We start from the raw sequence: 21,326 nt of genomic DNA, 5'->3' as shown, positions 1-21,326 counted from the left end.
TAAATAAATTATATAATAATTGTGTAATAGCGTATTCAAAATAGAATACTATAATATATATTTCTCATTATTAATAAATGTATGGAAAAAGGGTTAAATTAGAACCCTTGTTTGAAACCTAAAAATTTTCTTAGTATCTGACTCATACCGAAAGTACAAATCATATACCATAATAACCAACCGATACCATATGGGATAGTGGCTTGACCACCATAGAAAATGCTACCGATTACATGCCATAATGGTGTTAAAGTAACCCAATAAACGGACGGAGGCAAAATGATAACCAAGTTACTGATTGCAGATGTTCTCATCCAGAAGAAAATCAAAATGATCGGAACGAAAGTTACAATCATAGGCTTGAACTGATTGGACATCATAGCAGATTGGTCTTTCATCATTTCGGTCTGTTTAGCCTGGAGCTCTGCAATTTTTTTACCGTCTCCTCTTTTTTGAGCGTCACGTAACTCTTTTTGGAAAGCTTTATTACGCTCTTGGATAGCATTCATTTCATCTTGGTCAACTAAATACTTGTTAGCAATAGTTGTGATTAATGAAACGAAAAATGCAATGATCAATACAGTTAATGCAGGATTAGTTGGATTCGGATCCAAAGCTAAAATAGGATTAAAGATTGTATTCAATGCACCGTAAACCATTCCCATTATATCTGGCATAATTAATCACCTATAATTTTAATACATTTACCAATTTCTTAACTGAAGAATTTAAATGATTGTCATGATTTGCAACAATTTTGACAGTTGCACCGGTTAAAGTAGCATAAGCCATTGAGGTTGCCCTGTTCATTTGTTGATGCAATTCAATCTCTTTCACTTTTTGAATATCTCTTTCACGAGTATCATCATTTAATCTTCTGTAAATAATCTCATCAGGATTTGCTTCAATTAAAATGAATTGATCAGGTTGTAATTCTTCTAAAACCCAAATTGGAAGTCCTGGTAAAAATCCAGCAGGAGTGTTAATGGTACAGTGAGTATCTACAATAACATTATCCTTTTCGGATCTTGCTTTGATTTCTTTAGCTGCTTTAGCCTGAATTTCTTTTTGTGTTTCAGCAGGCAATTTCCTTAAAGCGTCCCTGTCATTTACAATTTTTTCCTTAATTGCAATTTCAGTCATTATGTCTCCGTAGTTTAAGTGGACATAATCAACTTCTTCTAATGCTTTTCCAAGTAATGTGGTACTACCAGAACCTGGAATCCCTGTTAATACTACTAATTTCATTTTAATCCCTCGTTTAAATAAAAGAGAATAGGAGAGAAATTAATCTCCTCCTAAAACTTTCCTAAGGACAGGATTTGCGGACATGAGTTGTTCTTCAGCCATTTCTTCGTATAGCTTGTGAAGAATACCTACAGTAAGCAATACACCAGTACCTCCACCTAAAGCACCGGTCAAGTCTGCGAGGAAAGCAATAAGACCTACATAGATACCACTGATAAGGGTAAGTGCAGGAATATACTTTTTCAAAATTTTATATAATTGACGTTTACTACTTCTGAAACCTGGAATTTGAATACCTGATTTGTGAAGTTGTTCTGAAATCTTTTTAGCATTCAAACCACTGATTTCAACCCATAAGTATGAGAATAACATACAGCATGCAATGAAGAATACTGCATAAACTAAAACATGTATTGGTTCAGTGACGAAGTTTTGCAAACTTGGTGTGGATAACAACCATGCAATACCATCAACAGGTTTACCTTGTTGCATATGGCCTAAAATAGGAACTCCTATTTTTTGGAAAACATTAGCAAATAAAGTTACGTTTACAAGTAAAGCACTTGTTAAAATTACCGGCATGTTACTTGAGTAAACAAATTTCAATGGATATTTACCAACAGATCCTCTGATTCTACCATGTCCTCTTACACTACCATGAGAAATAGGAATTTCCACTCTCATTGATTCACCATATAATACAACTAAGAATACGATAATAGTTGCAATCAATGGGATTAAAATAGATAAGTCAGGAGTACCAGCCATGATTTGTTGGATGAATTTTGGAATGATACCAGCTAAAAATCCATCAGTACCAGGTAAAATACTGAATGAACCTACCATAATTGCTTGACATACACCAGCAGCAATGAACAAACCAATACCACTACCGAATCCCCATTTTGAAACAACTTCATCAAGGTAGATGATAACCAACGCACCAAGAACAAGTTGGAGGATTAATAACCAAGTATATGATCCGTCAATAGGGACTAGGTTTCCGGTAAGTACTAAAACACTTGCCTCAAACACTGTGAACACAATGGATAAAACCTTTTGTGTTGCCTGGAAATGAGACTTGTCCTTATGGGATGAAAGGTCCAAATCTAAAAGATTTGAACCAACTAATAATTGTAAAACAATAGAAGCAGTAACAATAGGGCCAATTCCTAATGTAAGAATGGAACCAAAACTTCCAGCCATAACTGCTCTTAATTGAGCAAAACTGTCAATAGCTCCAGGAGCTAAACCATATAATGGTATTTGAGTTAAAAAGAAATATAAAATTAAGACAACAGCTGTCCATTTAAGTTTCTCATTAAAATCTTCCCTGTGAACCGGAGATTTAACTTCTGGAATAACTTTAAATATTGGCTCTAATACTTCTAATGATGACATTTTATCCCCTGATTAAGGATAAAGCTATAATAATATAGCTTCTCCTCCTAATTCTTCAATTTTTTCAATAGCAGATGCTGAGAATTGAGGTGCTGAGATTTTGTAAGCTTTGGTAATTTTACCTTTAGCTAAAACTTTGTCATAACCTAATTCAGTAACATCAATAACGATTGCGTCTCCATCTTTGGATGCAATTCCTTTTGCAATTAAATCGTCAGCATGCTCTTCTAAGTAATTTAAGTTAACAGTGTTGACTTTTTTAATCATTTTTTGAGGTCTTTTGAAACCATGTTTTCCGAAGTGGTTTGGGTCGTGGATTACAGTCCAGGTCCAGTGTTGTTTACCCATACCTGCTTTACCTTTTCCACCTTTGTTACCTGCACCTCTACGTTTTTTGGTACATCCTCCACCGTTGGATCTAGAACCTCTTTGTTTGTTGATTTTACGTTTTGTTCTAATCATAAATACTCACCTGTTTAAAGCATTCTTTTACCAAGGTCTTTAATTTCTTCTCCCCTGTAACCTAAAGATCCACCTTCTTTAACAGATAAACGGATATCTTCGTAACCTTTTCTTGGAGGGTGTAAACGGAATACAGGTTTAATACCTACATCAGCTAATTTAACTTTAGATTCAACTACAGCTTTAGCCAATTCTTCGATATTAGCGTAATCAGTATTTTCAGCTACATACTCGTCAGTAACTTTCACATTACCTGGGAGTCTTCCTCTTTTAGCAATCATAGCTGCAACGAATTCAGCGTCGATTTCTCCCCAGGTGATGTAATCCTTAGCTTTTTGAAGCATACCTTCGTAACTAGGATTTTCTTCAACTAACACTGCATGGCTGATTCTGTTAAGTCTTAACATATCTAAGGTGTCTGCAATATTTTTAATGACACCGGTAGTTCCTCTAACTCTAATAACTAAATACATGATATCACCATTTAGTAGTTAACTCCCATTTTCTTGAGATCTTCTTTACTTGCTTTAACGTTACTTAATTCTTTTAAAGCATCAAATACAGCGTTAGCAAAGTTAACTGTGGTTTGAGTTTGACCGAAAGTTTGAGACCATACATCGTGAATACCAGCGAGTTTTAAGATAGTTTTACCGACATCTCCAACTACTAATCCTACACCTGCAGGAGCTGGCATTAAAGTAACACTTACACTACTGGTTTTACCGGTTACTTTGAAAGGTACGGTGTGTTCTCTTCCACAAACACAACCCCAATCTCCACAACCTCTTCTTACTTTAATAAGGTTGTATTTAGCGTTGTCAACAGCTTTTCTAATAGCAGGACCGACCTCTTTAGCTTTACCTTGGCCTAATCCAACGTAACCATTCTTGTTACCTACAGCAACAATTACTCTGAAATTAACTTTTCTACCAGATTTATGCATCCTTTGAACTAAGTTAACATCCATTACTTCTTCTTCTAAATCTGGAATTAAGGCATCAACTATTTCTAATTCCATAATTGGAAGACCTTTTTCAAAGATTTCATCGATATCAGTAATGGTTCCATCTTTAACTAATTTACCCATTTTAGTTTTAGGTTCCCATTCATCAATATTAAAACTCATAGTTATACCTCTGCCTCATCAATATTTTTAACAGTTTCATCAAAGTTTTCAGGTAACTTTTTAGGGTCGAGACCTCTTTCAAAGTACTTTGAGAATTTTTTAGCTACTTCTTCAGCATCTAAAGATTCAGCGTAGTTAGCAACATGTTCTCCTCTGATACGTTCATCTTCTGGGAAAATGAAGTCACCGTGAGGGATTTCTAAACCAGCGTCTAATGCACCTTTTAAAGCTGCAAAGATTTTAGAACCTTTAATTGGTGATTTTAAACCAATGTCTAAGATTGCATATTCAACACCAGCTGCTAAAGCTCTTTTAGCACATAAGTATGCAGTTAAGTAGAATGCTGAAAGGTTACCGGTAGCACCTAAGTAACCGTAGTTAGCTAATTGTTTACTTACAGCGGATGCAACAGTAATATCTCCTTCAGGAGCGTAATCGATAACTTGAACAGTAGCGTGAGAGTTGGATACTCTTACAACTAAACGGGATTTGTCGTAATCGACTAATTTCATTCTAGCTGCGTAATCAGTTTTTCCTTGTCTTCTTCTTCTGAATGCTACTTTATATTTAGTTCCTTGTGCCATGCTTATTCCTCTCCTTTAATTAAATCATGGTCACGGGCGTAGTTTCTCATGTAAGATTTACTTCTGAATGCGCCACCCTTAGCCATCTTGTATAATTTACGATAGGTAGTAGCATCAATTACTTCTTCTTCACGCATTTCTTTAAGATCTTTTCTTAAAGCTCTGATAGTAGTCATCCATGCTTTTTTCTTAGGTGTACGTGCTTTTTGAGCCCCTTTAATACTACCTCTACCTTTTCTTTTACCTTTTGCTTTTTGTTCTTTGATTTTTTTAGATCTGTAGCTACTAATACCTTTTTGAGGTTTTGCTTTAATAGCTCCATCGTTAATTAACTGCTTTACACCTTCTCTGGTAATTGCCATAGAGACTTCTTCTAATCTTTCTGGATCAATCCATACACGATTAAGTCCTACTTTGAGGATACTAGCAGCTAATCTTTTTTGAGTTGTAAGATTCATGTATATAATCCTCCATTTAGACAAATAATCTAAATTCCCTAATTTTAATTTAACCAGTCAAATCAATTCAAATTAAAGCCCCGGAATTGATTCGACTTATAAATATGATTTATTTATTTAATACTTTAATTCCGAGCTCAGATGCTTTTTCTAACATCAAAGCTTTTTTCCTTTTACCGATAGAAGCACTTATTCTTGCAGCGTCAGTAGCTGGGTCTAAGTCTTCTAACTCTTGCATATTGTGAACAAGAACATCATTATACCCTGAAGGGTGTAAGTCCCTTATTGCTCTAGGGGTTCTGTAACCAATAGCTGGCATATCAGGTTTGCCTGCTTCGTATCTTCTCATTTTACTGGTTTTACCTCTAGGGCGTCTCCATTTGATTCCAAGTTTTTTATAACGAGCATATTCTTGTCTTTTAAATCTTTTATTAGCCATTTAAATCACCAAATCTATTCTTTGCTAGTTAAGTATATTCCGTCTTGGAATACTCTAGGATCTCTTCCTTTAATTTTAGTTGCTTGTTCTAAGTTAGCCATAGTTTGACCAACATGTTCCTTATTAATACCAGTGATTGTTACCTCATCACCTTTAACTGATACTTCAGCAGAACCTACAATTTTAGCGGTTCTTGGGTGTCTTTCCCCGAGGAAGTTGTCAATTACCACTGTATCATTTTGAACTTTCACAGTCATTGGAAAGTGAGCAAATACAATTTTCATGTGATATTCGAAACCGTCAGTAACACCAATAATCATATTGTTGATGTGTGCTCTTGTAGTTCCGATCATTGCTTTGTCTTTCTTTTTAGGAAATGCTGTTTCTAAAACAACAACATCGTCTTCTTCTTTAATACTTACATTAGGATAAGTAAATTTTCTGGAGTCTTCTCCATTTGGTCCTTTTACAGAAACCACATTGTTTTCAATTATAACTTCAACGCCTTCAGGGATTTCAATTTCTTCCCTTATAGCTGCAGCTACTACCATTTTATCACCTAATACATGTAAGCCAACAAACGTCCGCCGATACCCCTTTCTTTTGCCTCATAGTGAGTCATAATTCCTTCAGGAGTTGTGACGATTAAAATACCAAAGTTTTTTGCTGGCAAATATCTTTTTTCAAATTTCTCAAATTCATCTTTTTTAACAGCATGACGAGGTTTGATAACACCACATTTGTTAATGTTACCTTCTAATTCTACTATGAATTTTCCTGCCCTGTTGTCATCAACATATTCAAAATTACCAATATAATTCTCTTTTTGCATAGTGCTTAAAACTTGTCCAATTAATTTGGAAGCAGGAGAAATAACACAAGAGTCGTTCACTTGTAATTCGTTATTTCTAATGTTAGTTAAAGCATCAGCGAGAGGATCCATAAGACTCATATTTATAACCTCTAATTATATTTTTTAAAACCCATTTTAGGAGCTACTTCCCTAAAACATTGTCTGCATAAATTTATACCATATCTGCTTACCATAGCAGAGTGGTCTCCACAACGACTACATTTTTTTGAAGCTTTACCGTATTTTCTTGGCAAAATATCACCTTTATTCAGTTACATAATTTACGTTGAAATTTTCTTCCATAAATTTCATAGTTTCTTCTTTTGAGATTCTATGTTTTTGAGGAACTTTCTTTTGTTGGATTTTTCTTTTAGAAATTCTGTAACCTGGTTTTTCAAAAGTAACAGAAACATTCATACCGAAAATACCAATATCTGGGTTGTATCTCATACCTGGGATATCAATATGTTCTCTAATACCGAAAGAAAGGTTTCCTTGAGCATCAAATTGAGTAGGTTTAATATTTCTACTAATACCTTCTAATACCATATCAATAGCTTTGTCAGCTTTTTCTCCACGTAAGGTTAATTTACATGCGATTGGTTGTTTTTTCCTGATTCCCCATTCTGGGTTAGTAACTTTAGAAAAAGTTTTAACAGGAGTTTGATCGAACATTTCTTCTAAAAGGGTAATTGCACGTGATAATTTTTCACCTGCTTCACCAACACCAATACTGACAGTAGCTTTTTCGATACGTACTTCATTCATTGGGTTCATTTATTAACCTCCAATAAAGATATTACTGGTTCATCGTTTCCAACTACAAATGCATAATCTTTTAAAGTTAAGAATTCATCTTTTGCACTATTTTCAATAATGATAGTGTTAGGATTAGAAGATTTATTTTCAATAATTTCGGATACAGTACCTAATTCACCGGTGTGTTTACCACCAGTAACAAGAACGGTAGCTCCTTCTTGTAAGGAGTAGGTTTCAACAATTTCTTGTTCAGGTACTTTTAAGCAAATAACATCTCCAACAGAGTATGCATCTTCATCAATGATAACGTTTTTACCATCGTGAAGGTTTAATTGAGTTTTTCCACCTTTAATAGTGGATTTGTTAACAATCTTGGATAATTTAGCACTTGAATCTTCGATTAAATCTAATTGTAATCTTCCTTTTCTATCTAAAAGAACTCTGTAAGATTCACCAGTTTTTGGAATTTCAACAACATCCATGAATCCAACTGGGAACTTGTAATCTTTAACAACTCTTCCATCTACTAAAACATTACCTGAGTTGATAATCCTTTTAGCTTCTCTTGCGTTGTCAGCTAATTTTAATACATCTCTGATAACTAAAGTTAATGGAATAGCTTTATCAATGGAGTGTGCACCTGCGGAAGGTTTTACAGTCCATGTGTCTTCTTTAGGATGAATAGGCCAAGATTTTGGTGCTTTATATCTTTTAAGATGTTTTCTAGATCCCATTTTAGCCATATTAATTATCTCCTTTATTTTTTATTCTTCTATCATCTTTTAAATCTGCTTCAATAATAACTAAGTTAGATGGGTCAACTGGGAGAAATGAACTGGTTCCATCAGGTTTAGCCAAAGTAACTTCTTCAATGGTTACTTTGTAAGAACTGTAATCCACAGTGAGAACTTCTCCTTCATGTCCTTTAAAGTCTCCACGGACTACTCTAACTTTGTCTCCTGATCTTACTGGTAAAGATTTTTTGCCTACTTTTTCTCTTAAATCTTTACTTAAGGAAGCACTGAGGTATTTTCCACGTGCGTGAGCAGGAGCATTGTAACGAGCTTTTCTTTGTTTTCTTGGTTGAATTGACATTTTTTCACCTTATACTAAAATACTTGCTGCACTACCAACACTAGGCCATCTGTCAGCTGCTTCTTTAGCAACAGGACCTCTGATTTCAGATCCTTTTAATATTCCTTCAGGAGTAATAATAACTGCAGCATTATCTTCAAATTTAACACGAAGACCATCAGCACGTCTATATTCCTTTTTTTGTCTTACTACAACTGCATTAACAACTTCTCTTCTCATATCTGCAGTTCCTTTTTTAACAGATGCAACAACTAAATCGCCAACACCAGCAACGTCGATCCTTCTTCTTACACCTTTGAATCCTTTTACGGAAATGATTTCGATTTCACGAGCACCAGTATTGTCAACACATTGGAGTCTTGCTCCAATTGGTAATGCTTTAGTCATGCTTGAGGTTAATGGTTTCATAATAATTACTCTCCTTTAACTTCAACTAAAACAAAATGTTTAGTTTTACTTAATGGTCTACATTCTGCAACTTTTACAGAATCACCAACATTCACATTTAAGCAATCTGGTTTGTGAACATTGATTTTAGATTTCCTCTTTTCGTATCTTTCATATTTTTTAATGAATTTATAGTAACTACGTTCAACAGTAATAGTCCTTTCTGCTTTGTTACTTACAACAATGCCTTCAAGAACTTGGCCTCTTACAGGCAAAGTTCCGTGAAATGGGCAGTTAGGATCATCACATGTAGTTTCTGGTTCTTGAACGTTAAGCCCAACCATATTATCACCATTTATATTTTTTTAAACCTTTTTTTTATTCTATCTTCAGGACGAATAGACAAAATGTCACCATCAATTTCAATTTTTTCCCCGTTAGGAATTTCAAAGACAAATATAGAACCTTTTTTAGGAATAACCCTTTCTATATTGTCACTTCCTTCAATCTTAATGGTATTTTTTGTCTCATCAATTATAGTTCCTTTTAAATTAAGAGACTTGTTCTTCTTGCTAGTTGCATGCACATCCAAACCGATGAATTCATGATGCACTAGATTCTTTGAAGTAATCATAATCCCAATCTCTTAATGTAACATTTACAATAAATTATGCAGTAAAATTACAAAATTTAATTGAAAAACATATCGAACAGATGAATTATCTCCTTTTCTTATTGTTCTTTTTGGATTCACGAATTTCGATAGTATCTGAAGAGAAACCCATGTCGGATAAAACTTGTTTCACTTTGACCTTGTGATCACCTTGAAGTTCTATTTGACCGTTTTTAGCAGTTCCTCCACAAGCGCATTTTGCTTTAAGAGTTTTTGTTAGCTCTTTGATATCAATATCGTGTTCATCTATACCTTCGATAATAGTCATGAGTTTTCCGAATCTTCTTCTAACTGTAAATACTTTTAGAGTCTGAACTTCACGTGCAATTTCTTCGCAAACACAAAGTTCTTCAGGAAGCCCACATACATCACAGATTTTTGACATTTAATTCTCCTTTTGTTTTTCATTTAAAATTGTAAGAACACGAGCAATTGTTCTTTTTAATTCTCTAATTTTTCCAGGGTTTTCAACTACCCCAGCAGCTGCACTTTTAGAAACGTTTTTGGATAATTCAGTTCTGAGTTCAACTAATTTGTCTTGAATCTCATCAACTTCCATGTCCCAAATTTCTTTACTTCTTAAAATCGCCATTGTTCCAACTCTTTTGGGATAATTAAATTTAAATATTTAACTATCGTCTTCCTCTACTTCTTCAGTAGATTCTTCTTCAACAACTTCTTCTAATTCGTCAAGATCTTCGATTTCCTCAATGATTTCTTCTTCGATGACTTCTTCAGTTTCAACATCGATTTCTTCTTCGATGACATCGCCATCTTCTTCAATGATCATTTTTGGAGGAAGAATTTCGACTGAATCAGGCAATACAGTTTCCGGAGGCATAATTCTTACATAAATACCTAATACACCAGGTTTTAATTCAGCAGTAGCGAAACCTTCTTCTACTAATCTGATGGAAGGTTCTCCACATTTTTTGATGTATCCTTCTACGAATTTTGCTACAGCAGATCTAGAACCTCTGATTTTACCAGAAATAGTAACTTCTACACCTTGAGCTCCTGCACCCATGATCCTACGGATAGTAGAGTAAGCTACTCTTCTGAAGTGCATACCTCTTTGTAACATGTTAGAAATTTTGTAAGCCATGATTTTTGGGTTGAGTTCAGGAACTTCAACTTCTTTAACTTCAATTTGAGGATTGTCTAATCCAAATTCAGTTTTAAGAACGTTAGTGATAGATCTTACGTTTTTTCCACCTCTACCAATTACCATACCAGGTCTTTCTGCGTAAACAATAACCATGGTACCTAAAGGTGTGATTTGAACTTCCATACCACCGTATCCAGCTCTTTCAAGTTCTTTTTCTAAGTATTCATCAATTCTAGTTCTTCTAAGGCCTTCTTGGACAAAATCTTTTTCTATCATTAGTTAGCCTCCTGTAATACAATTTGAATATGAGTAGTTGGAGTATTGAATGGAGTCATTCTACCGAATGCTCTTGGGATGTAACCAGGAATAACAACTCCTCTGTGGGATGAGATATGTTCAATGACTAATTTTTCAGTGTCCATACCTTTGTACTCTGCGTTAGCTTCAGCGTTTTCTAATACTTTTAAGATTTGTTCTGCAGCTTTTACAGGGTATCTACCAGCAGCCCATCCTTCTTGTCCTTTTCTGTGACCAACTTTTTTGTTGTGTCTTTTGAAAGGAACAGATTTTTTCATTTCAATAACATCTTCTAAGTAAGCTTTAGCTTTACCTACTTCCATTCCTCTGATTGCACTGCAAATCTCAACACTGTGCTTAGGGGAAATCTTAAGAGATTTTGCCATAGCACGTGCAGTTTTTGCTTCATCAACTTCTTCATTATAAGCATATTTGTTAGCCATGTTCTAATCTCCTTATTTAAGTGGTACAAACATGGATGATCTTGTAGCACCCATACCTGGGTCTCCGTGTTGAACCATTTTTCTGGTTGGTGCGTATTCACCGAAATAATGTCCGATCATTTCAGGTGCAATAGTTACTTCCACAAAGTTTTGACCATCATAAATACCGAAAGTGGTTCCAACCATTTCAGGTATAACAATCATGTCTCTACAATGGGTCCTGATTACAACAGGACGGCCATCTTTAGTTCCTTCTTTATTCAATTTTCTCATTTTATCCAAAACAATTTGTTGTCTTGGTAAGAATCCTCTTTTTAAAGATCTTCTTTGTCTTGCAGGGAGTAATTCCATTACTTCCTCTAAGGACATTGCTTGAAGTTCTTCAAGAGTATAACCTTTATATTTAAATATTTTTCTTGCCAATGAAACACCCTCTATCTATCTTTTTAAACCTGTTCTCTTAGCTGCAATTGAACCAACTTTTCTTCCTGGTGGTGCATGTCTTGAAACAGTAGTTGGACGACCAGGATGTTGTCTGTTACCTCCCCCGTGAGGGTGATCTACAGCGTTCATAGCTACTCCTCTTACAGTCATGAATTTCTTACCTTTAGCTTTGTAAGCATGCCATTTTTTACCTGCTTTAAGGAATGGTTTATCTTTTCTTCCTCCACCAGCTACTACACCAATACTAGCACGGCAGTTAGGATTTAAGTATTTTAATTCCCCAGATGGTAATTCAACAACAGTTTGGTTAGCATCATGAGTAACAACATTAGCGTAAGTTCCGGAAGATCTTACAAAACGACCTCCATCTCCAGGAGTGTTTTCGATATCATAGATTGGAGTACCTTCAGGAATTTCAGCAAGTGGTAAAGTATTACCGAATTTGATAGGAGCAGAAATACCGCATTCGATTTCATCATCAACTTGAATGCTTTCTGGTGCTAAGATGAATTTCCTTTCACCGTTTTCAAATTTAACTTCTGCAATTGGAGCGGTTCTTGCTGGGTCGTGAACAATGTCAATGACTTTACCTTTGATACTACCTTCTTTTTCTAATGCATCGTAAGATCTGTATTTGATTTTATCTTTAAAACGATGAGAAGCAACACGGTGAGCAGGAGTTCCTCTTCCTCTTCTTTGGTGGATTAATCGTTTTCCCATATTTCATTCCTCCTTAGAATACTCCTAATCTGACAGCAAGTTCTTCTGCCATTTCTTCTTCAACAAGTTTGATATATGCTACTTTAACACCTTTAGTAGTAATGTGAGTGTTGACTCTTTCTACTTTTTCTTCGTATAAGTCTTCGAAAGCGTATTTGATTTGTTTTTTGTTAGCTTTACGGTCGACAACGAATGCAATCTCATTATTTAAATCGATTAAGTTCATGGTCTTCTCAGTAACATGAGGTTTAATAATAACTGAATATGAATCCATAATAATCACCTTATTTATCCAAGATTATTGGAATAAACCTCCTAACTTTTCAACAGCTGATTTGGTATAGACTGTGAGTCTTCCTGGGTGAGTACCTGGTGCTAATAATTCAGCGTTTAGGTTTTCAACAACCACAACATCTACACCAGCGTGGTTTCTTGCACCTAAGGAAATTCCTTTGTCTTCACCGACTACAACGAGAGGCCCTTTTACTTTTTTGTATTTTCTTCCTCTTGTTTTACCTCTACCAGCTCTGATTCTTTTACCTTCTTTAGCACGGATGATATCATCGTAAACTCCTAATTTTTCAAAGATTTCACGAGTTTGTTTAGTAGTTTTTACTTCTTCAATATCATCTTCAACAATGATAGGCACTTGAGCTAAATCATCTACAACGTGACCTCTGTTTTCAACAATCTCTTTGTTGGTGGTTGCTGCAACAGCAGATCTGATTGCAAATCTTCTTTCTTTTATGTTGATTTTTTCATGATGATTCTTTTCAGCTCTTGTAGGGTGTGCTTGTCTACCACCGATAGCCATTGGTACGAAAGCTGCTCTTGAACCATTTTTAATCCTAGGAACTCTTGCGGTACCTCTACCTGAACCCCATCCTTTAGCGGAAGTTCTTTTACCTGCCATTGGGTCATTACCCCATGGTTGTACTCTAGCAGATTGTGCAGAGAGCACTGCTCTTTTGATTAAATCTGGTCTGTACACTTCATCAAAAATAGCTGGAAGTTCAATTTCTTCTTTGACTTCCCCATTAATAGAATAAACATTAACTTTCATGATTATACCCCTTGTTTAGATTTTGTACTAATGTAGTTGATTTGAGGTATATCCTCAGCTTTATTATTAGGTCTTATAGGTTGTCTTAAGATTACTAATCTTTTGGAAGGACCTGGTAAGGAACCTTTAACTAAGACATAATCGTTTTTGACAAGTCCGTATTTTACAAATCCACCATCTGGGTTGATTTGGTCAACTTCATCAGCTGATGCGATTTTTAAAATCCTTTTATTGAATTCAGTTCTTTTGTGGTAACCCATTTGACCTGCTTGAGCTACAGTCCACATGGTTCTTCTTGGTGTCCAAGGACCAATGGAACCGACGTGTCTTCCTTTACCTGCTCTTACAGCTTTACCATATTGAATTCTAATTCCCCATCTTTTTACTACACCTTGGAATCCTTTTCCTTTTGTAGTTGCAATTGCATCAACAAATTCGCCTTCATTGAAGATTTCACTAGCTTTTACTTCGTTACCTAATAATTCTAATGCGGTATTTAATTTTTCTTCAGGATTTGCTCCTCCAATTCCACATTCAAATATATCTGGTTTCTTCTTAGGTACGCTAGTTACTTTTGGATTTGTGTGTACTAAGACTCTAATTTCTTCTGTGTTTTCTAATGCACCTTGTATTTTTGCAATAGCTTCAGATTTATTGTATTCTTTAGGAAGGGAAATCTTCCTGGAAAGTTCTTGATCTAAATTGTCTGCAAGTACTTCGGTGATTACTTTCAAACCACGAGAAGTTTTTTCATAAGCTCTAATTCCCATTACTACGACCGGAGGTACTTCCAATACGGTTACTGGAGTGAAAACTTCCATACCTTGGGTTGGAGAGTTTTTATCAGTATCAGTGACTAAAGCGTGAGTCATACCGACTTTATAACCTGCGAGGCCTAGTAATTTTGGTTCATCTGATTTTGGCCAAGATTTTACTCTAGGGGTTTCTTTTGCTGCTCTTTTTCTTGGACTAAAAGCAACAGACCCTTTTCTTGGCTGATGATGTCTAACCATTTAATTTAACCTCCTTATTAATATTTTTCCTTATTTTTTAATTATTTTAATTTTTTTGAATTAACAGCTTAATTAAAAGCCATTAAACAAGTTTTGATGAAATAAATTCATCTAAATGATAAATAGCCATAAACAAGTTTATAACTAGATAAACATTAAATCACAATATATTCCATTGAGTTTAGCCAAATTGGAGCACAATGAAGAATATATTCAATGTATAAATCATTCTGTGCTAAGCATATTTCTAGGGAGTCCTAAAAATATAATCTGTATAAAAAGTTGAGCAAGTTATCTATTAGCGTGTAAAACTAATAAGTTATAAAGAGAATTAAAATCTCATAAAGTTAAATAAAGAAAGTGTAGCGACAACTGCCTCTTCAGTTCTAACAGTTTCAGTTCCTTGTCCAGGAAGGGTATTTACCTTAAATAAATCCCAGTTTGGATTGGAAACATCTTCTGAAATTGAAGAATAAGGGCCACCAAATAAAATAGCAATACTTTTACATTCATCTACTTTATGCTTTAATTCATCAAAAATAGAATCAATATAATCTCCGTATCTTGTAGTTTCCACAACAAGATCAGGTTTAATTAATTTTAAGCTATTTTTAAGACTCTTATTAGAGGAGATCACTTTGTATCCCCAGTAAACGTCATCTGGTTTATCAGGTGTGACTATTACTTCTTTCTTAGCAATTTTAGTAATCTTAAAGTCAAAAATTTTCTTGACTGTAAGTTGCTCTTTACAGAATGCAAGTTTATCCATACCTATATCAACATAAGTTCCTTTCTTATTTCTTTTAACAGTGAAACCTTGTCTATAATCACCCACGTCTGGTTGACTATTAACAGGATGATGAGGAGTCCTAAGCGGCGGAAGGATGCCCACATGCTTAAGTTCTGCCTTAATAGGAATAGCTTGTTTCCTCAAGTATTGAGGTGTATTCATATAATTCAAAACTTCTGCAATAAAAGCTCCATCCTCTTTCCCATCTTCGTTTTTTTCGTGAGTATCATTGTAGATAATCACATTATCTGCTTTAAAAATAGCTAAAGCTCTTGCTATAATTCCCACTTTATAAGTACGAATTTTAAGATCTTTAGACTCAGAAAGAAATGAGTTTGGAATAAATATAGATAGCTCATCTTTATACATTAGTAATACATTTGGCATGTAAACTATATAAAGATTACCCTACATTTATATAGCTATCACTAAATAGACTTACACATTTACAAAATATTATATCAGTTATAATATCTGTAGCTTCATTTTGCTACCAACTTTTTTATACTCAGAGAATATATTAATATAAAATATGTGCAATCCACTATATAAAGGTATTGTTTTTTAGGGTTAAAAATGAGAATTTTAAAAAAATAAATTATTTTAGTTCGGCCCTTATGACAATAACATCAACATCACGCTTTTCTTTTGTGTGAAAATCATAGATTTTCGGAATTGGAAATTTATACCTGAAAATATGGGTTATTTCAAGATTATTGTCATTATAGTATTTTATCAAAAACTCTTCTGTAGATGCCATGTGGAAAGAGTACAATACTTGAGGATCAAATCTGATTGCCCTTTGTATGAACTTTAAATCCTGGCCGGAATCGGCATTTTTCTGTGATCCGAAGGGAGGGTTTTGAAACACAGTATCTGCATCGAAGGGTTCATCAAATTCACAGATATCACATGCAATGAAATCTGCATTGTCGACTTTCAGCTTATCCTTAACCTCCATCGCCAAGTCTATTGAATCCTCATCGACATCTATACCAACTGAGAGATTAGCCCCCATAAGTGCTGAGCCTATTGCAAATACACCTGTGCCGCAGCCCAAATCAACAATGTTTCTGTTTTCAACATCCCCCAATGAATACGCATTCCAAATCAAGTCGGAAGCAATGACAGAAGGGGTGGTGTACTGTTCAAGGCCAACCTTCGGTTTCGGATGAGTCGGAATTGACTGAAGCCTCATTTCCAAATGCTTTTTACGAGTTATTTTTTTCATTAATAAAATATTTAAATTATTTAGTATATAATTATATAATGAATAAATTACTTTGAGGTTTCAAATGTTTGAAAAAGTATTAATTGCAAATAGAGGAGAAATCGCTATCAGAGTAATGCGTGCTTGTCGTGAACTCGACATCAAAAGCGTGGCAATCTACTCTGATGCAGACAAAACATCTCTTTACACAAATTATGCTGATGAAAGTTATCCTCTCGGAAACCCTTCCCCAGCAAAATCATATTTAAACATTGAAAAAATTATTGACATTGCATTGGAATCCGGTGCAGATGCAATTCACCCAGGATATGGTTTTTTAGCTGAAAACGCTAAATTTGGTGAAGAATGTGAAAAAAATGGAATTAAGCTTATCGGACCAACCGGAGATGTGATCAACAAGATGGGTGACAAAATCACATCAAAAGCCCTTATGAAAAAAGCAGGAGTACCAGTAATAGAAGGAACACCTGAAGGAGTAACAGACATTGAAGAGGCAAAAGAGATTGCCCGCCAAATAGGATACCCTGTAATCGTAAAGGCATCAGCAGGTGGTGGAGGAATCGGTATGCGTGCAGTTTACGAAGAGGATGAACTTGTACGTGCAATCGAGTCAACCCAATCAGTAGCATCCACCAACTTCGGTGATTCAACAGTATTCATTGAAAAATACCTTGAAAAACCACGTCACATTGAATTCCAATTATTGGCTGACGAACATGGAAATGTCATTCACGTAGCAGACAGGGAATGTTCAATCCAAAGAAGACACCAAAAGCTTCTTGAGGAAGCTCCTTCCCCAATCATGACAGAAGAATTAAGAGAAGAAATGGGCGGAAGCGCAGTTAAAGCTGCAGAATACATTGGATACAAAAGTGCAGGAACAGTTGAATTCTTATACGACAACGGCGAATACTACTTCCTTGAAATGAACACACGTATCCAGGTAGAGCACCCAATCACAGAACTGGTCACCAACACTGACCTGATAAAAGAGCAAATCAAAATCGCAAACGGTGACGAGTTAAGCTACGAACAAAAAGACATTCAAGTAACAGGTCATGCAATCGAATGCCGTATCAACGCAGAAGACCCACTTAACGACTTCGCACCAAACCCTGGCAAAATCACAGGTTACAGATCACCTGGAGGACCTGGTGTGCGTTTAGACAGTGGAGTCTACATGAACTATACCATTCCAACATTCTATGACTCAATGATTTCAAAATTAATCACTTATGGAAGAAACAGGGACGATGCAATCAACAGAATGAAAAGGGCATTGAGCGAATACATCATCTTAGGTGTAAAAACCACAATCCCATTCCACAAGGCTGTTTTGAGAAACCCTAACTTCGTTTCAGGTAACCTCAACACCCACTTCATCGACACCTACAAGAAAGGTATTGAAGAGGAAATGGCTAACGTTATTGCTGAAGACCTTGAACTTGTAAACAAGATGAAATCCACATTCATGCCAGGTAAAAAGATTGCTGCAATTTCCGCTGCAGTCGGATCATACCAGAACATGGCTAAAAATCAACAAATGCAAAAGAAATAAAATTTTTGGAGATTTTTAAATGAGAGATGAAATTATCAAACTATTGAAAAAGGAAGACAAACTTTCCGAGGAAACAATTAATGAACTTAAGGACATTAACATCCATGACTTTTCAAACTTGGTTGAAGAGATTGGAAAAAAACCTACTGAACATATTAAAGCTTCTGAAATCTCTAAAGATTTAGACACTGAATGGGTGGGTAAAAACCTATACGTTTTCAATGAAGTGAGCTCCACAAACACAGTTGCCAAATTCCTGGCAATGAACGATGCTGAAAGCGGAAGCGTAGTCATATCCGAAAAGCAAACCGCAGCAAGAGGAAGATCCGGAAAAGCATGGGAATCTCCAATTGGTGGAGTATGGCTATCCATTATTGTGAAACCTAATGTTGATTATTCAAAACTTCCTTTAATAACAATAGCAACAGGCGTTGCAGTTGCAAAGGCAATTGAAAGAACCGGAATCACAACCTCCGAAATCAAATGGCCAAATGACATCATGATACATGACAAGAAGGTCTGCGGAATCCTTACCGAAGCTGTAACCAAGTTCAACACCATCGAAAGCGTGATTATCGGTGTCGGAATTGATGCAAACATTGACATCTCAGACTTCCCAGAAGAATTGCAAAATGGAACAACCACTATTGCAGAAGAGCTTGGAAGAAAAGAAGATGAAAACGTTTTAATCAGACTATTCCTTGAAGAATTTGAAAAAATCAGTAAAGAATTTACCGAAGAAAACTATGAAAGCATTCTCAAGGATTGGAGAAAACGTTCATACAGTGTCGGTAAAATCGTGGAAGTTAGAGAACCGTTCAACAAGAACTATGACGCATATGTTGTAGGTATCGGCAGGGAAGGTGCTCTAATAGTTGAAAAAATTGACGGAACCTTAGAAAAAGTAATTTCTGGAGAATGTATTATAAAAAACTAAATTCATGATGTTATACTATCATAGTATAACATTCATACATCCTCTATTCTAATTTTAAAAAAAAAGATTTAAAATATTATTTCCCTGCATTTATCTTCATCACCAATCACACTAAGCAACTTATCGAATGAAGATTCTATTTTTTTGCCCAGATCATTCAAATCCATGTTGAACGCATCATTTGTTGACAGGTCGAACCTTATTGTGGCAGATGCACCAGGCATTCCAACGGCAGGAATTGTTATTATTCCATAATCTTCAAGCAGAATGAATGACAATACAAACGCCAAGTCATTGTCAGACAGGTTATGGTCAACATCGATTTCCCTAGACAATCCTTCAGGAGAAATCAACACACCGTTAGGTGTCTTTTGGAAGTTATTGAATCTCTTGTCCAGGATATCGAAAAACTCATCTTTTCTTGAAAAGCTTTTGATTAGATTTTCACCGCTGAAGTTCTTGATACCGTTAAGCATCGCAAGCACAACAGGAGGTTGCGCCTCAAGGCCGAACTGATTTACCTTAACCTTAATCAGGTCAATCAAATCCTCACGACCAGCCATAAGTCCACCCCTTGGACCTGGCATCAGCTTATCAGTACTTGTTATTGCAATGTCTGCTCCCAAATCACATGCACGGGCCTGATTGAACACAACTGTCCTGAGCCTTGCTCCTGAAGCGTCATCAACCATGACCGGAATGTTTTTCTCATGCGCCATTTCAATGACTTTTCGAAACTCATCCTCATCAATAACCTTAAGGTCCATTGTGGAACCTGTGATGACAACCAGTGAAGTGTTATCTGGTATTGTGAACTCTTCAAAAACATCAGTTTCAAAATAATTCGCCCCAACAAGCTTGCAGCTGCGAGGTATTGACGGATGGGCCGGCAACTGTTCAAGGTAATGTACAACATTAGTGCCTTTCCCAACCAATGCTAAAATAGTGGCCAAAATACCTGAGGAAGTTCTGTTCAATGGGAGAATCTTTTCTCCACCCATATGCTCAATGCCAACTTCCTGAAGGGCATCTTCAAAAATAGCAGGACCAACATAAGTCTCCAAAAGACTTAACTCAGATGGACTGGCTATGAATCCACCTGATAGTCCAGTTAAATCATATAAGGACTCTCGTCCATTATTTTCAACAATATCCCTTATAATCAAAAGAGCCTTTTCTCTTTTCTTGACCTCATCAAGGGAACTTTCAATTATCATCTAATCAGAGTCATCCAATTGTAATTTATAATCTTCAAAGAACTCAATGATTGATTTTAATTGTTTTTCTGTGATGTCAACTGAAGTGAATTCTTCAGTTTCAGGAATCATGTAATTGTATTCAGCGAATAGGACCTTTCCGTCAGGATTAGTGATAATACTAATATCATCAAGTAGTTTTTCAGGATTTTTGTTTTGGAATTCAATTCTAAAAGTAGTACCGAATTTTTGAGAAAACTTTTCTTTTTCTTCAGGTTCTCTGTTACACTTTCTAATTTTAGTCATTCTTGATTTTAACTTCTTTTCTGCAGTTTCTTCAATAGTAGCCATTAAAAACACTCTCTCTATTTTTCAAATTACCTCAGTAATAATAATTTAAATATACTATAAATTAATTCATATATAAGTATTTCTTATGTGTCCCATCAATCATACAAACTTTTGCCGTGACAGTCCATGGCAACTATAAGTGGTCCGAAATCCTTTACTTTCAGGTTCCACATTGCCTCAGGCATTCCAAGGTCCAGCCAGTCAACGCTTTCTATCTCTTCAACGGCATCAACGTACAATGCAGCGCATCCACCGGTTGCAACGACATACAATGCCTCATTTCTGATTAATGCTTCCCTGACTGTATCGTCCATTCCACCTTTACCTATGACGATTTTAGGACCCATATCCAATACGTCTGCCTGATACGGATTCATTCTCATTGATGTTGTAGGTCCAACTGCTACCATCTCATAGCCATCATCCTTTTCGGTTATGATCGGTCCTGCATGGAAAAGCACTGCACCGGTAATGTCCAATGGTGCGCCTTGTTCGATAATTCTTTTGTGTGCCTGGTCACGTGCGGTTATAATGTTACCTGTCAAATATACAACATCGCCTGCATTCAACTCTTTTAAATCATCATCTTTAATGGGAACATTTAACTTTTTTTCCATTTATTACACCTTATTTTGTAAAAATTTATTTATTAATAAAACTAACCTATAAATATATAAAATTTTTAGATTT

General features: G+C 35.5%; 34 protein-coding genes. 2 read left to right on the top strand and 32 right to left on the bottom strand.

Features of this window, described 5'->3' with window-relative positions:
* Window positions 1-98: 98 nt before the first annotated feature.
* The 29 genes from E7Z78_RS04120 to E7Z78_RS03980 all read right to left on the bottom strand — a co-directional run bounded on the left by E7Z78_RS04120 (window position 99) and on the right by E7Z78_RS03980 (window position 16,594).
* Window positions 99-677, bottom strand: coding sequence for a DUF106 domain-containing protein (locus E7Z78_RS04120; RefSeq protein WP_303723912.1), 579 nt, complete (start codon window positions 675-677; stop codon window positions 99-101).
* A 10-nt stretch (window positions 678-687) separates the two neighbouring features.
* Window positions 688-1,248, bottom strand: coding sequence for an adenylate kinase (locus E7Z78_RS04115; RefSeq protein WP_303723911.1), 561 nt, complete (start codon window positions 1,246-1,248; stop codon window positions 688-690).
* Window positions 1,249-1,287: 39 nt separating this feature from the next.
* Window positions 1,288-2,649: a preprotein translocase subunit SecY gene (gene secY / locus E7Z78_RS04110; protein ID WP_303723910.1), complete on the bottom strand. Its 1,362-nt coding sequence runs from the start codon at window positions 2,647-2,649 to the stop codon at window positions 1,288-1,290.
* A gap of 24 nt (window positions 2,650-2,673) precedes the next feature.
* Window positions 2,674-3,111 (bottom strand): uL15m family ribosomal protein, encoded by a 438-nt coding sequence (locus E7Z78_RS04105; RefSeq protein ID WP_303723909.1) that lies wholly within the window; start codon window positions 3,109-3,111, stop codon window positions 2,674-2,676.
* A 14-nt stretch (window positions 3,112-3,125) separates the two neighbouring features.
* Window positions 3,126-3,584, bottom strand: a complete 459-nt coding sequence (locus E7Z78_RS04100; RefSeq protein WP_303723908.1) for a 50S ribosomal protein L30 — start codon at window positions 3,582-3,584, stop codon at window positions 3,126-3,128.
* Window positions 3,585-3,595: 11 nt separating this feature from the next.
* Window positions 3,596-4,237: a 30S ribosomal protein S5 gene (gene rpsE, locus E7Z78_RS04095; protein ID WP_116591320.1), complete on the bottom strand. Its 642-nt coding sequence runs from the start codon at window positions 4,235-4,237 to the stop codon at window positions 3,596-3,598.
* A gap of 2 nt (window positions 4,238-4,239) precedes the next feature.
* Window positions 4,240-4,821 carry a 50S ribosomal protein L18 gene (locus E7Z78_RS04090; protein ID WP_303723907.1) on the bottom strand — a complete coding sequence of 194 codons (582 nt, stop codon included), beginning with the start codon at window positions 4,819-4,821 and terminating at the stop codon, window positions 4,240-4,242.
* A gap of 2 nt (window positions 4,822-4,823) precedes the next feature.
* Window positions 4,824-5,279, bottom strand: coding sequence for a 50S ribosomal protein L19e (locus tag E7Z78_RS04085; RefSeq protein WP_303723906.1), 456 nt, complete (start codon window positions 5,277-5,279; stop codon window positions 4,824-4,826).
* Window positions 5,280-5,388: 109 nt separating this feature from the next.
* Complete coding sequence (locus tag E7Z78_RS04080) at window positions 5,389-5,718, bottom strand: 50S ribosomal protein L32e (protein WP_292740325.1); 330 nt, start codon at window positions 5,716-5,718, stop codon at window positions 5,389-5,391.
* 14 nt (window positions 5,719-5,732) lie between these two features.
* The gene (locus tag E7Z78_RS04075) at window positions 5,733-6,269 is read right to left on the bottom strand and encodes a 50S ribosomal protein L6 (RefSeq protein ID WP_292740327.1); all 537 of its coding nucleotides are present in this window, start codon (window positions 6,267-6,269) and stop codon (window positions 5,733-5,735) included.
* An 8-nt stretch (window positions 6,270-6,277) separates the two neighbouring features.
* On the bottom strand, window positions 6,278-6,670 hold the full coding sequence (locus tag E7Z78_RS04070; RefSeq protein WP_116591325.1) for a 30S ribosomal protein S8: 393 nt from the start codon (window positions 6,668-6,670) through the stop codon (window positions 6,278-6,280).
* An 11-nt stretch (window positions 6,671-6,681) separates the two neighbouring features.
* Window positions 6,682-6,825: a 30S ribosomal protein S14 gene (locus E7Z78_RS04065; RefSeq protein WP_116591326.1), complete on the bottom strand. Its 144-nt coding sequence runs from the start codon at window positions 6,823-6,825 to the stop codon at window positions 6,682-6,684.
* Window positions 6,826-6,835: 10 nt separating this feature from the next.
* Window positions 6,836-7,348: a 50S ribosomal protein L5 gene (locus E7Z78_RS04060; protein ID WP_116591327.1), complete on the bottom strand. Its 513-nt coding sequence runs from the start codon at window positions 7,346-7,348 to the stop codon at window positions 6,836-6,838.
* A complete protein-coding gene (locus E7Z78_RS04055) occupies window positions 7,345-8,073 on the bottom strand; it encodes a 30S ribosomal protein S4e (RefSeq protein WP_303723905.1) in 729 nt (242 codons plus the stop codon). The genes E7Z78_RS04060 and E7Z78_RS04055 overlap by 4 nt, the downstream gene beginning before the upstream one ends.
* A 1-nt stretch (window position 8,074) precedes the next feature.
* Window positions 8,075-8,425, bottom strand: a complete 351-nt coding sequence (gene rplX / locus E7Z78_RS04050; protein WP_303723904.1) for a 50S ribosomal protein L24 — start codon at window positions 8,423-8,425, stop codon at window positions 8,075-8,077.
* A 9-nt stretch (window positions 8,426-8,434) separates the two neighbouring features.
* Complete coding sequence (locus tag E7Z78_RS04045) at window positions 8,435-8,833, bottom strand: 50S ribosomal protein L14 (protein WP_116591330.1); 399 nt, start codon at window positions 8,831-8,833, stop codon at window positions 8,435-8,437.
* Between the two features lie 5 nt (window positions 8,834-8,838).
* The gene (locus E7Z78_RS04040; RefSeq protein ID WP_295598965.1) at window positions 8,839-9,156 is read right to left on the bottom strand and encodes a 30S ribosomal protein S17; all 318 of its coding nucleotides are present in this window, start codon (window positions 9,154-9,156) and stop codon (window positions 8,839-8,841) included.
* Window positions 9,157-9,167: 11 nt separating this feature from the next.
* Entirely contained in the window at window positions 9,168-9,446 is a 279-nt protein-coding gene (gene rnp1, locus E7Z78_RS04035) for a ribonuclease P protein component 1 (protein WP_303723903.1), read from the bottom strand.
* Between the two features lie 85 nt (window positions 9,447-9,531).
* The gene (gene yciH / locus E7Z78_RS04030) at window positions 9,532-9,870 is read right to left on the bottom strand and encodes a stress response translation initiation inhibitor YciH (protein ID WP_303723902.1); all 339 of its coding nucleotides are present in this window, start codon (window positions 9,868-9,870) and stop codon (window positions 9,532-9,534) included.
* Entirely contained in the window at window positions 9,871-10,077 is a 207-nt protein-coding gene (gene rpmC / locus E7Z78_RS04025) for a 50S ribosomal protein L29 (RefSeq protein WP_116591334.1), read from the bottom strand.
* Window positions 10,078-10,113: 36 nt separating this feature from the next.
* The gene (locus E7Z78_RS04020; protein WP_303723901.1) at window positions 10,114-10,869 is read right to left on the bottom strand and encodes a 30S ribosomal protein S3; all 756 of its coding nucleotides are present in this window, start codon (window positions 10,867-10,869) and stop codon (window positions 10,114-10,116) included.
* The gene (locus E7Z78_RS04015) at window positions 10,869-11,333 is read right to left on the bottom strand and encodes a 50S ribosomal protein L22 (protein ID WP_303723900.1); all 465 of its coding nucleotides are present in this window, start codon (window positions 11,331-11,333) and stop codon (window positions 10,869-10,871) included. The genes E7Z78_RS04020 and E7Z78_RS04015 overlap by 1 nt, the downstream gene beginning before the upstream one ends.
* Before the next feature lie 12 nt (window positions 11,334-11,345).
* Window positions 11,346-11,756, bottom strand: a complete 411-nt coding sequence (gene rpsS, locus E7Z78_RS04010) for a 30S ribosomal protein S19 (RefSeq protein ID WP_303723899.1) — start codon at window positions 11,754-11,756, stop codon at window positions 11,346-11,348.
* A gap of 15 nt (window positions 11,757-11,771) precedes the next feature.
* The gene (locus E7Z78_RS04005; RefSeq protein WP_303723898.1) at window positions 11,772-12,497 is read right to left on the bottom strand and encodes a 50S ribosomal protein L2; all 726 of its coding nucleotides are present in this window, start codon (window positions 12,495-12,497) and stop codon (window positions 11,772-11,774) included.
* Window positions 12,498-12,510: 13 nt separating this feature from the next.
* The gene (locus E7Z78_RS04000; protein ID WP_303723897.1) at window positions 12,511-12,771 is read right to left on the bottom strand and encodes a 50S ribosomal protein L23; all 261 of its coding nucleotides are present in this window, start codon (window positions 12,769-12,771) and stop codon (window positions 12,511-12,513) included.
* 24 nt (window positions 12,772-12,795) lie between these two features.
* Complete coding sequence (rpl4p, locus tag E7Z78_RS03995; RefSeq protein ID WP_303723896.1) at window positions 12,796-13,560, bottom strand: 50S ribosomal protein L4; 765 nt, start codon at window positions 13,558-13,560, stop codon at window positions 12,796-12,798.
* Window positions 13,561-13,562: 2 nt separating this feature from the next.
* The gene (rpl3p, locus tag E7Z78_RS03990) at window positions 13,563-14,573 is read right to left on the bottom strand and encodes a 50S ribosomal protein L3 (RefSeq protein ID WP_303723895.1); all 1,011 of its coding nucleotides are present in this window, start codon (window positions 14,571-14,573) and stop codon (window positions 13,563-13,565) included.
* A 331-nt stretch (window positions 14,574-14,904) separates the two neighbouring features.
* Entirely contained in the window at window positions 14,905-15,732 is an 828-nt protein-coding gene (locus E7Z78_RS03985; RefSeq protein ID WP_303723894.1) for a putative RNA uridine N3 methyltransferase, read from the bottom strand.
* Between the two features lie 229 nt (window positions 15,733-15,961).
* Window positions 15,962-16,594, bottom strand: coding sequence for an METTL5 family protein (locus tag E7Z78_RS03980; protein WP_303723893.1), 633 nt, complete (start codon window positions 16,592-16,594; stop codon window positions 15,962-15,964).
* A gap of 64 nt (window positions 16,595-16,658) precedes the next feature.
* Here E7Z78_RS03980 and E7Z78_RS03975 point away from each other — a divergent pair, with 64 nt between their 5' ends.
* Complete coding sequence (locus E7Z78_RS03975; RefSeq protein ID WP_303723892.1) at window positions 16,659-18,152, top strand: acetyl-CoA carboxylase biotin carboxylase subunit; 1,494 nt, start codon at window positions 16,659-16,661, stop codon at window positions 18,150-18,152.
* Between the two features lie 19 nt (window positions 18,153-18,171).
* On the top strand, window positions 18,172-19,089 hold the full coding sequence (locus E7Z78_RS03970; protein ID WP_303723891.1) for a biotin--[acetyl-CoA-carboxylase] ligase: 918 nt from the start codon (window positions 18,172-18,174) through the stop codon (window positions 19,087-19,089).
* A 68-nt stretch (window positions 19,090-19,157) separates the two neighbouring features.
* Here the strand turns inward: E7Z78_RS03970 and E7Z78_RS03965 are convergent, their stop codons facing one another.
* The 3 genes from E7Z78_RS03965 to E7Z78_RS03955 all read right to left on the bottom strand — a co-directional run bounded on the left by E7Z78_RS03965 (window position 19,158) and on the right by E7Z78_RS03955 (window position 21,253).
* Complete coding sequence (locus E7Z78_RS03965; protein ID WP_303723890.1) at window positions 19,158-20,306, bottom strand: TIGR03576 family pyridoxal phosphate-dependent enzyme; 1,149 nt, start codon at window positions 20,304-20,306, stop codon at window positions 19,158-19,160.
* Window positions 20,307-20,636, bottom strand: a complete 330-nt coding sequence (locus E7Z78_RS03960; RefSeq protein WP_303723889.1) for a hypothetical protein — start codon at window positions 20,634-20,636, stop codon at window positions 20,307-20,309.
* A gap of 95 nt (window positions 20,637-20,731) precedes the next feature.
* Window positions 20,732-21,253 carry a FumA C-terminus/TtdB family hydratase beta subunit gene (locus E7Z78_RS03955; protein ID WP_303723888.1) on the bottom strand — a complete coding sequence of 174 codons (522 nt, stop codon included), beginning with the start codon at window positions 21,251-21,253 and terminating at the stop codon, window positions 20,732-20,734.
* Window positions 21,254-21,326: the final 73 nt, after the last annotated feature.

The organism is Methanobrevibacter thaueri (assembly GCF_015062915.1).
Lineage (GTDB): Archaea > Methanobacteriota > Methanobacteria > Methanobacteriales > Methanobacteriaceae > Methanocatella > Methanocatella thaueri_B.
This window is presented reverse-complemented; position numbering and strand designations above follow the sequence as displayed.

Bases quoted from the DNA above. Each gene is read 5' to 3' on its own strand.
- rnp1 (WP_303723903.1), bottom strand. From the start codon at position 9,446: ATGATTACTTCAAAGAATCTAGTGCATCATGAATTCATCGGTTTGGAT.
- E7Z78_RS04075 (WP_292740327.1), bottom strand. From the start codon at position 6,269: ATGGTAGTAGCTGCAGCTATAAGGGAAGAAATTGAAATCCCTGAAGGC.
- E7Z78_RS04070 (WP_116591325.1), bottom strand. From the start codon at position 6,670: ATGAGTCTTATGGATCCTCTCGCTGATGCTTTAACTAACATTAGAAAT.
- yciH (WP_303723902.1), bottom strand. From the start codon at position 9,870: ATGTCAAAAATCTGTGATGTATGTGGGCTTCCTGAAGAACTTTGTGTT.
- E7Z78_RS04020 (WP_303723901.1), bottom strand. From the start codon at position 10,869: ATGATAGAAAAAGATTTTGTCCAAGAAGGCCTTAGAAGAACTAGAATT.
- rpsE (WP_116591320.1), bottom strand. From the start codon at position 4,237: ATGAGTTTTAATATTGATGAATGGGAACCTAAAACTAAAATGGGTAAA.
- secY (WP_303723910.1), bottom strand. From the start codon at position 2,649: ATGTCATCATTAGAAGTATTAGAGCCAATATTTAAAGTTATTCCAGAA.
- E7Z78_RS04085 (WP_303723906.1), bottom strand. From the start codon at position 5,279: ATGAATCTTACAACTCAAAAAAGATTAGCTGCTAGTATCCTCAAAGTA.
- rpl4p (WP_303723896.1), bottom strand. From the start codon at position 13,560: ATGAAAGTTAATGTTTATTCTATTAATGGGGAAGTCAAAGAAGAAATT.
- rpmC (WP_116591334.1), bottom strand. From the start codon at position 10,077: ATGGCGATTTTAAGAAGTAAAGAAATTTGGGACATGGAAGTTGATGAG.
- E7Z78_RS03965 (WP_303723890.1), bottom strand. From the start codon at position 20,306: ATGATAATTGAAAGTTCCCTTGATGAGGTCAAGAAAAGAGAAAAGGCT.
- E7Z78_RS04060 (WP_116591327.1), bottom strand. From the start codon at position 7,348: ATGAACCCAATGAATGAAGTACGTATCGAAAAAGCTACTGTCAGTATT.
- E7Z78_RS04005 (WP_303723898.1), bottom strand. From the start codon at position 12,497: ATGGGAAAACGATTAATCCACCAAAGAAGAGGAAGAGGAACTCCTGCT.
- E7Z78_RS04045 (WP_116591330.1), bottom strand. From the start codon at position 8,833: ATGAAACCATTAACCTCAAGCATGACTAAAGCATTACCAATTGGAGCA.
- E7Z78_RS03960 (WP_303723889.1), bottom strand. From the start codon at position 20,636: ATGGCTACTATTGAAGAAACTGCAGAAAAGAAGTTAAAATCAAGAATG.
- E7Z78_RS04105 (WP_303723909.1), bottom strand. From the start codon at position 3,111: ATGATTAGAACAAAACGTAAAATCAACAAACAAAGAGGTTCTAGATCC.
- E7Z78_RS04100 (WP_303723908.1), bottom strand. From the start codon at position 3,584: ATGTATTTAGTTATTAGAGTTAGAGGAACTACCGGTGTCATTAAAAAT.
- E7Z78_RS04115 (WP_303723911.1), bottom strand. From the start codon at position 1,248: ATGAAATTAGTAGTATTAACAGGGATTCCAGGTTCTGGTAGTACCACA.
- E7Z78_RS04090 (WP_303723907.1), bottom strand. From the start codon at position 4,821: ATGGCACAAGGAACTAAATATAAAGTAGCATTCAGAAGAAGAAGACAA.
- E7Z78_RS03980 (WP_303723893.1), bottom strand. From the start codon at position 16,594: ATGAAAAAAATAACTCGTAAAAAGCATTTGGAAATGAGGCTTCAGTCA.
- E7Z78_RS03985 (WP_303723894.1), bottom strand. From the start codon at position 15,732: ATGTATAAAGATGAGCTATCTATATTTATTCCAAACTCATTTCTTTCT.
- E7Z78_RS03970 (WP_303723891.1), top strand. From the start codon at position 18,172: ATGAGAGATGAAATTATCAAACTATTGAAAAAGGAAGACAAACTTTCC.
- E7Z78_RS04015 (WP_303723900.1), bottom strand. From the start codon at position 11,333: ATGGCTAACAAATATGCTTATAATGAAGAAGTTGATGAAGCAAAAACT.
- E7Z78_RS04000 (WP_303723897.1), bottom strand. From the start codon at position 12,771: ATGGATTCATATTCAGTTATTATTAAACCTCATGTTACTGAGAAGACC.
- rpl3p (WP_303723895.1), bottom strand. From the start codon at position 14,573: ATGGTTAGACATCATCAGCCAAGAAAAGGGTCTGTTGCTTTTAGTCCA.
- E7Z78_RS04120 (WP_303723912.1), bottom strand. From the start codon at position 677: ATGCCAGATATAATGGGAATGGTTTACGGTGCATTGAATACAATCTTT.
- E7Z78_RS03955 (WP_303723888.1), bottom strand. From the start codon at position 21,253: ATGGAAAAAAAGTTAAATGTTCCCATTAAAGATGATGATTTAAAAGAG.
- E7Z78_RS04040 (WP_295598965.1), bottom strand. From the start codon at position 9,156: ATGGTTGGGCTTAACGTTCAAGAACCAGAAACTACATGTGATGATCCT.
- E7Z78_RS04080 (WP_292740325.1), bottom strand. From the start codon at position 5,718: ATGGCTAATAAAAGATTTAAAAGACAAGAATATGCTCGTTATAAAAAA.
- E7Z78_RS04055 (WP_303723905.1), bottom strand. From the start codon at position 8,073: ATGGCTAAAATGGGATCTAGAAAACATCTTAAAAGATATAAAGCACCA.
- E7Z78_RS03975 (WP_303723892.1), top strand. From the start codon at position 16,659: ATGTTTGAAAAAGTATTAATTGCAAATAGAGGAGAAATCGCTATCAGA.
- rplX (WP_303723904.1), bottom strand. From the start codon at position 8,425: ATGTCAATTCAACCAAGAAAACAAAGAAAAGCTCGTTACAATGCTCCT.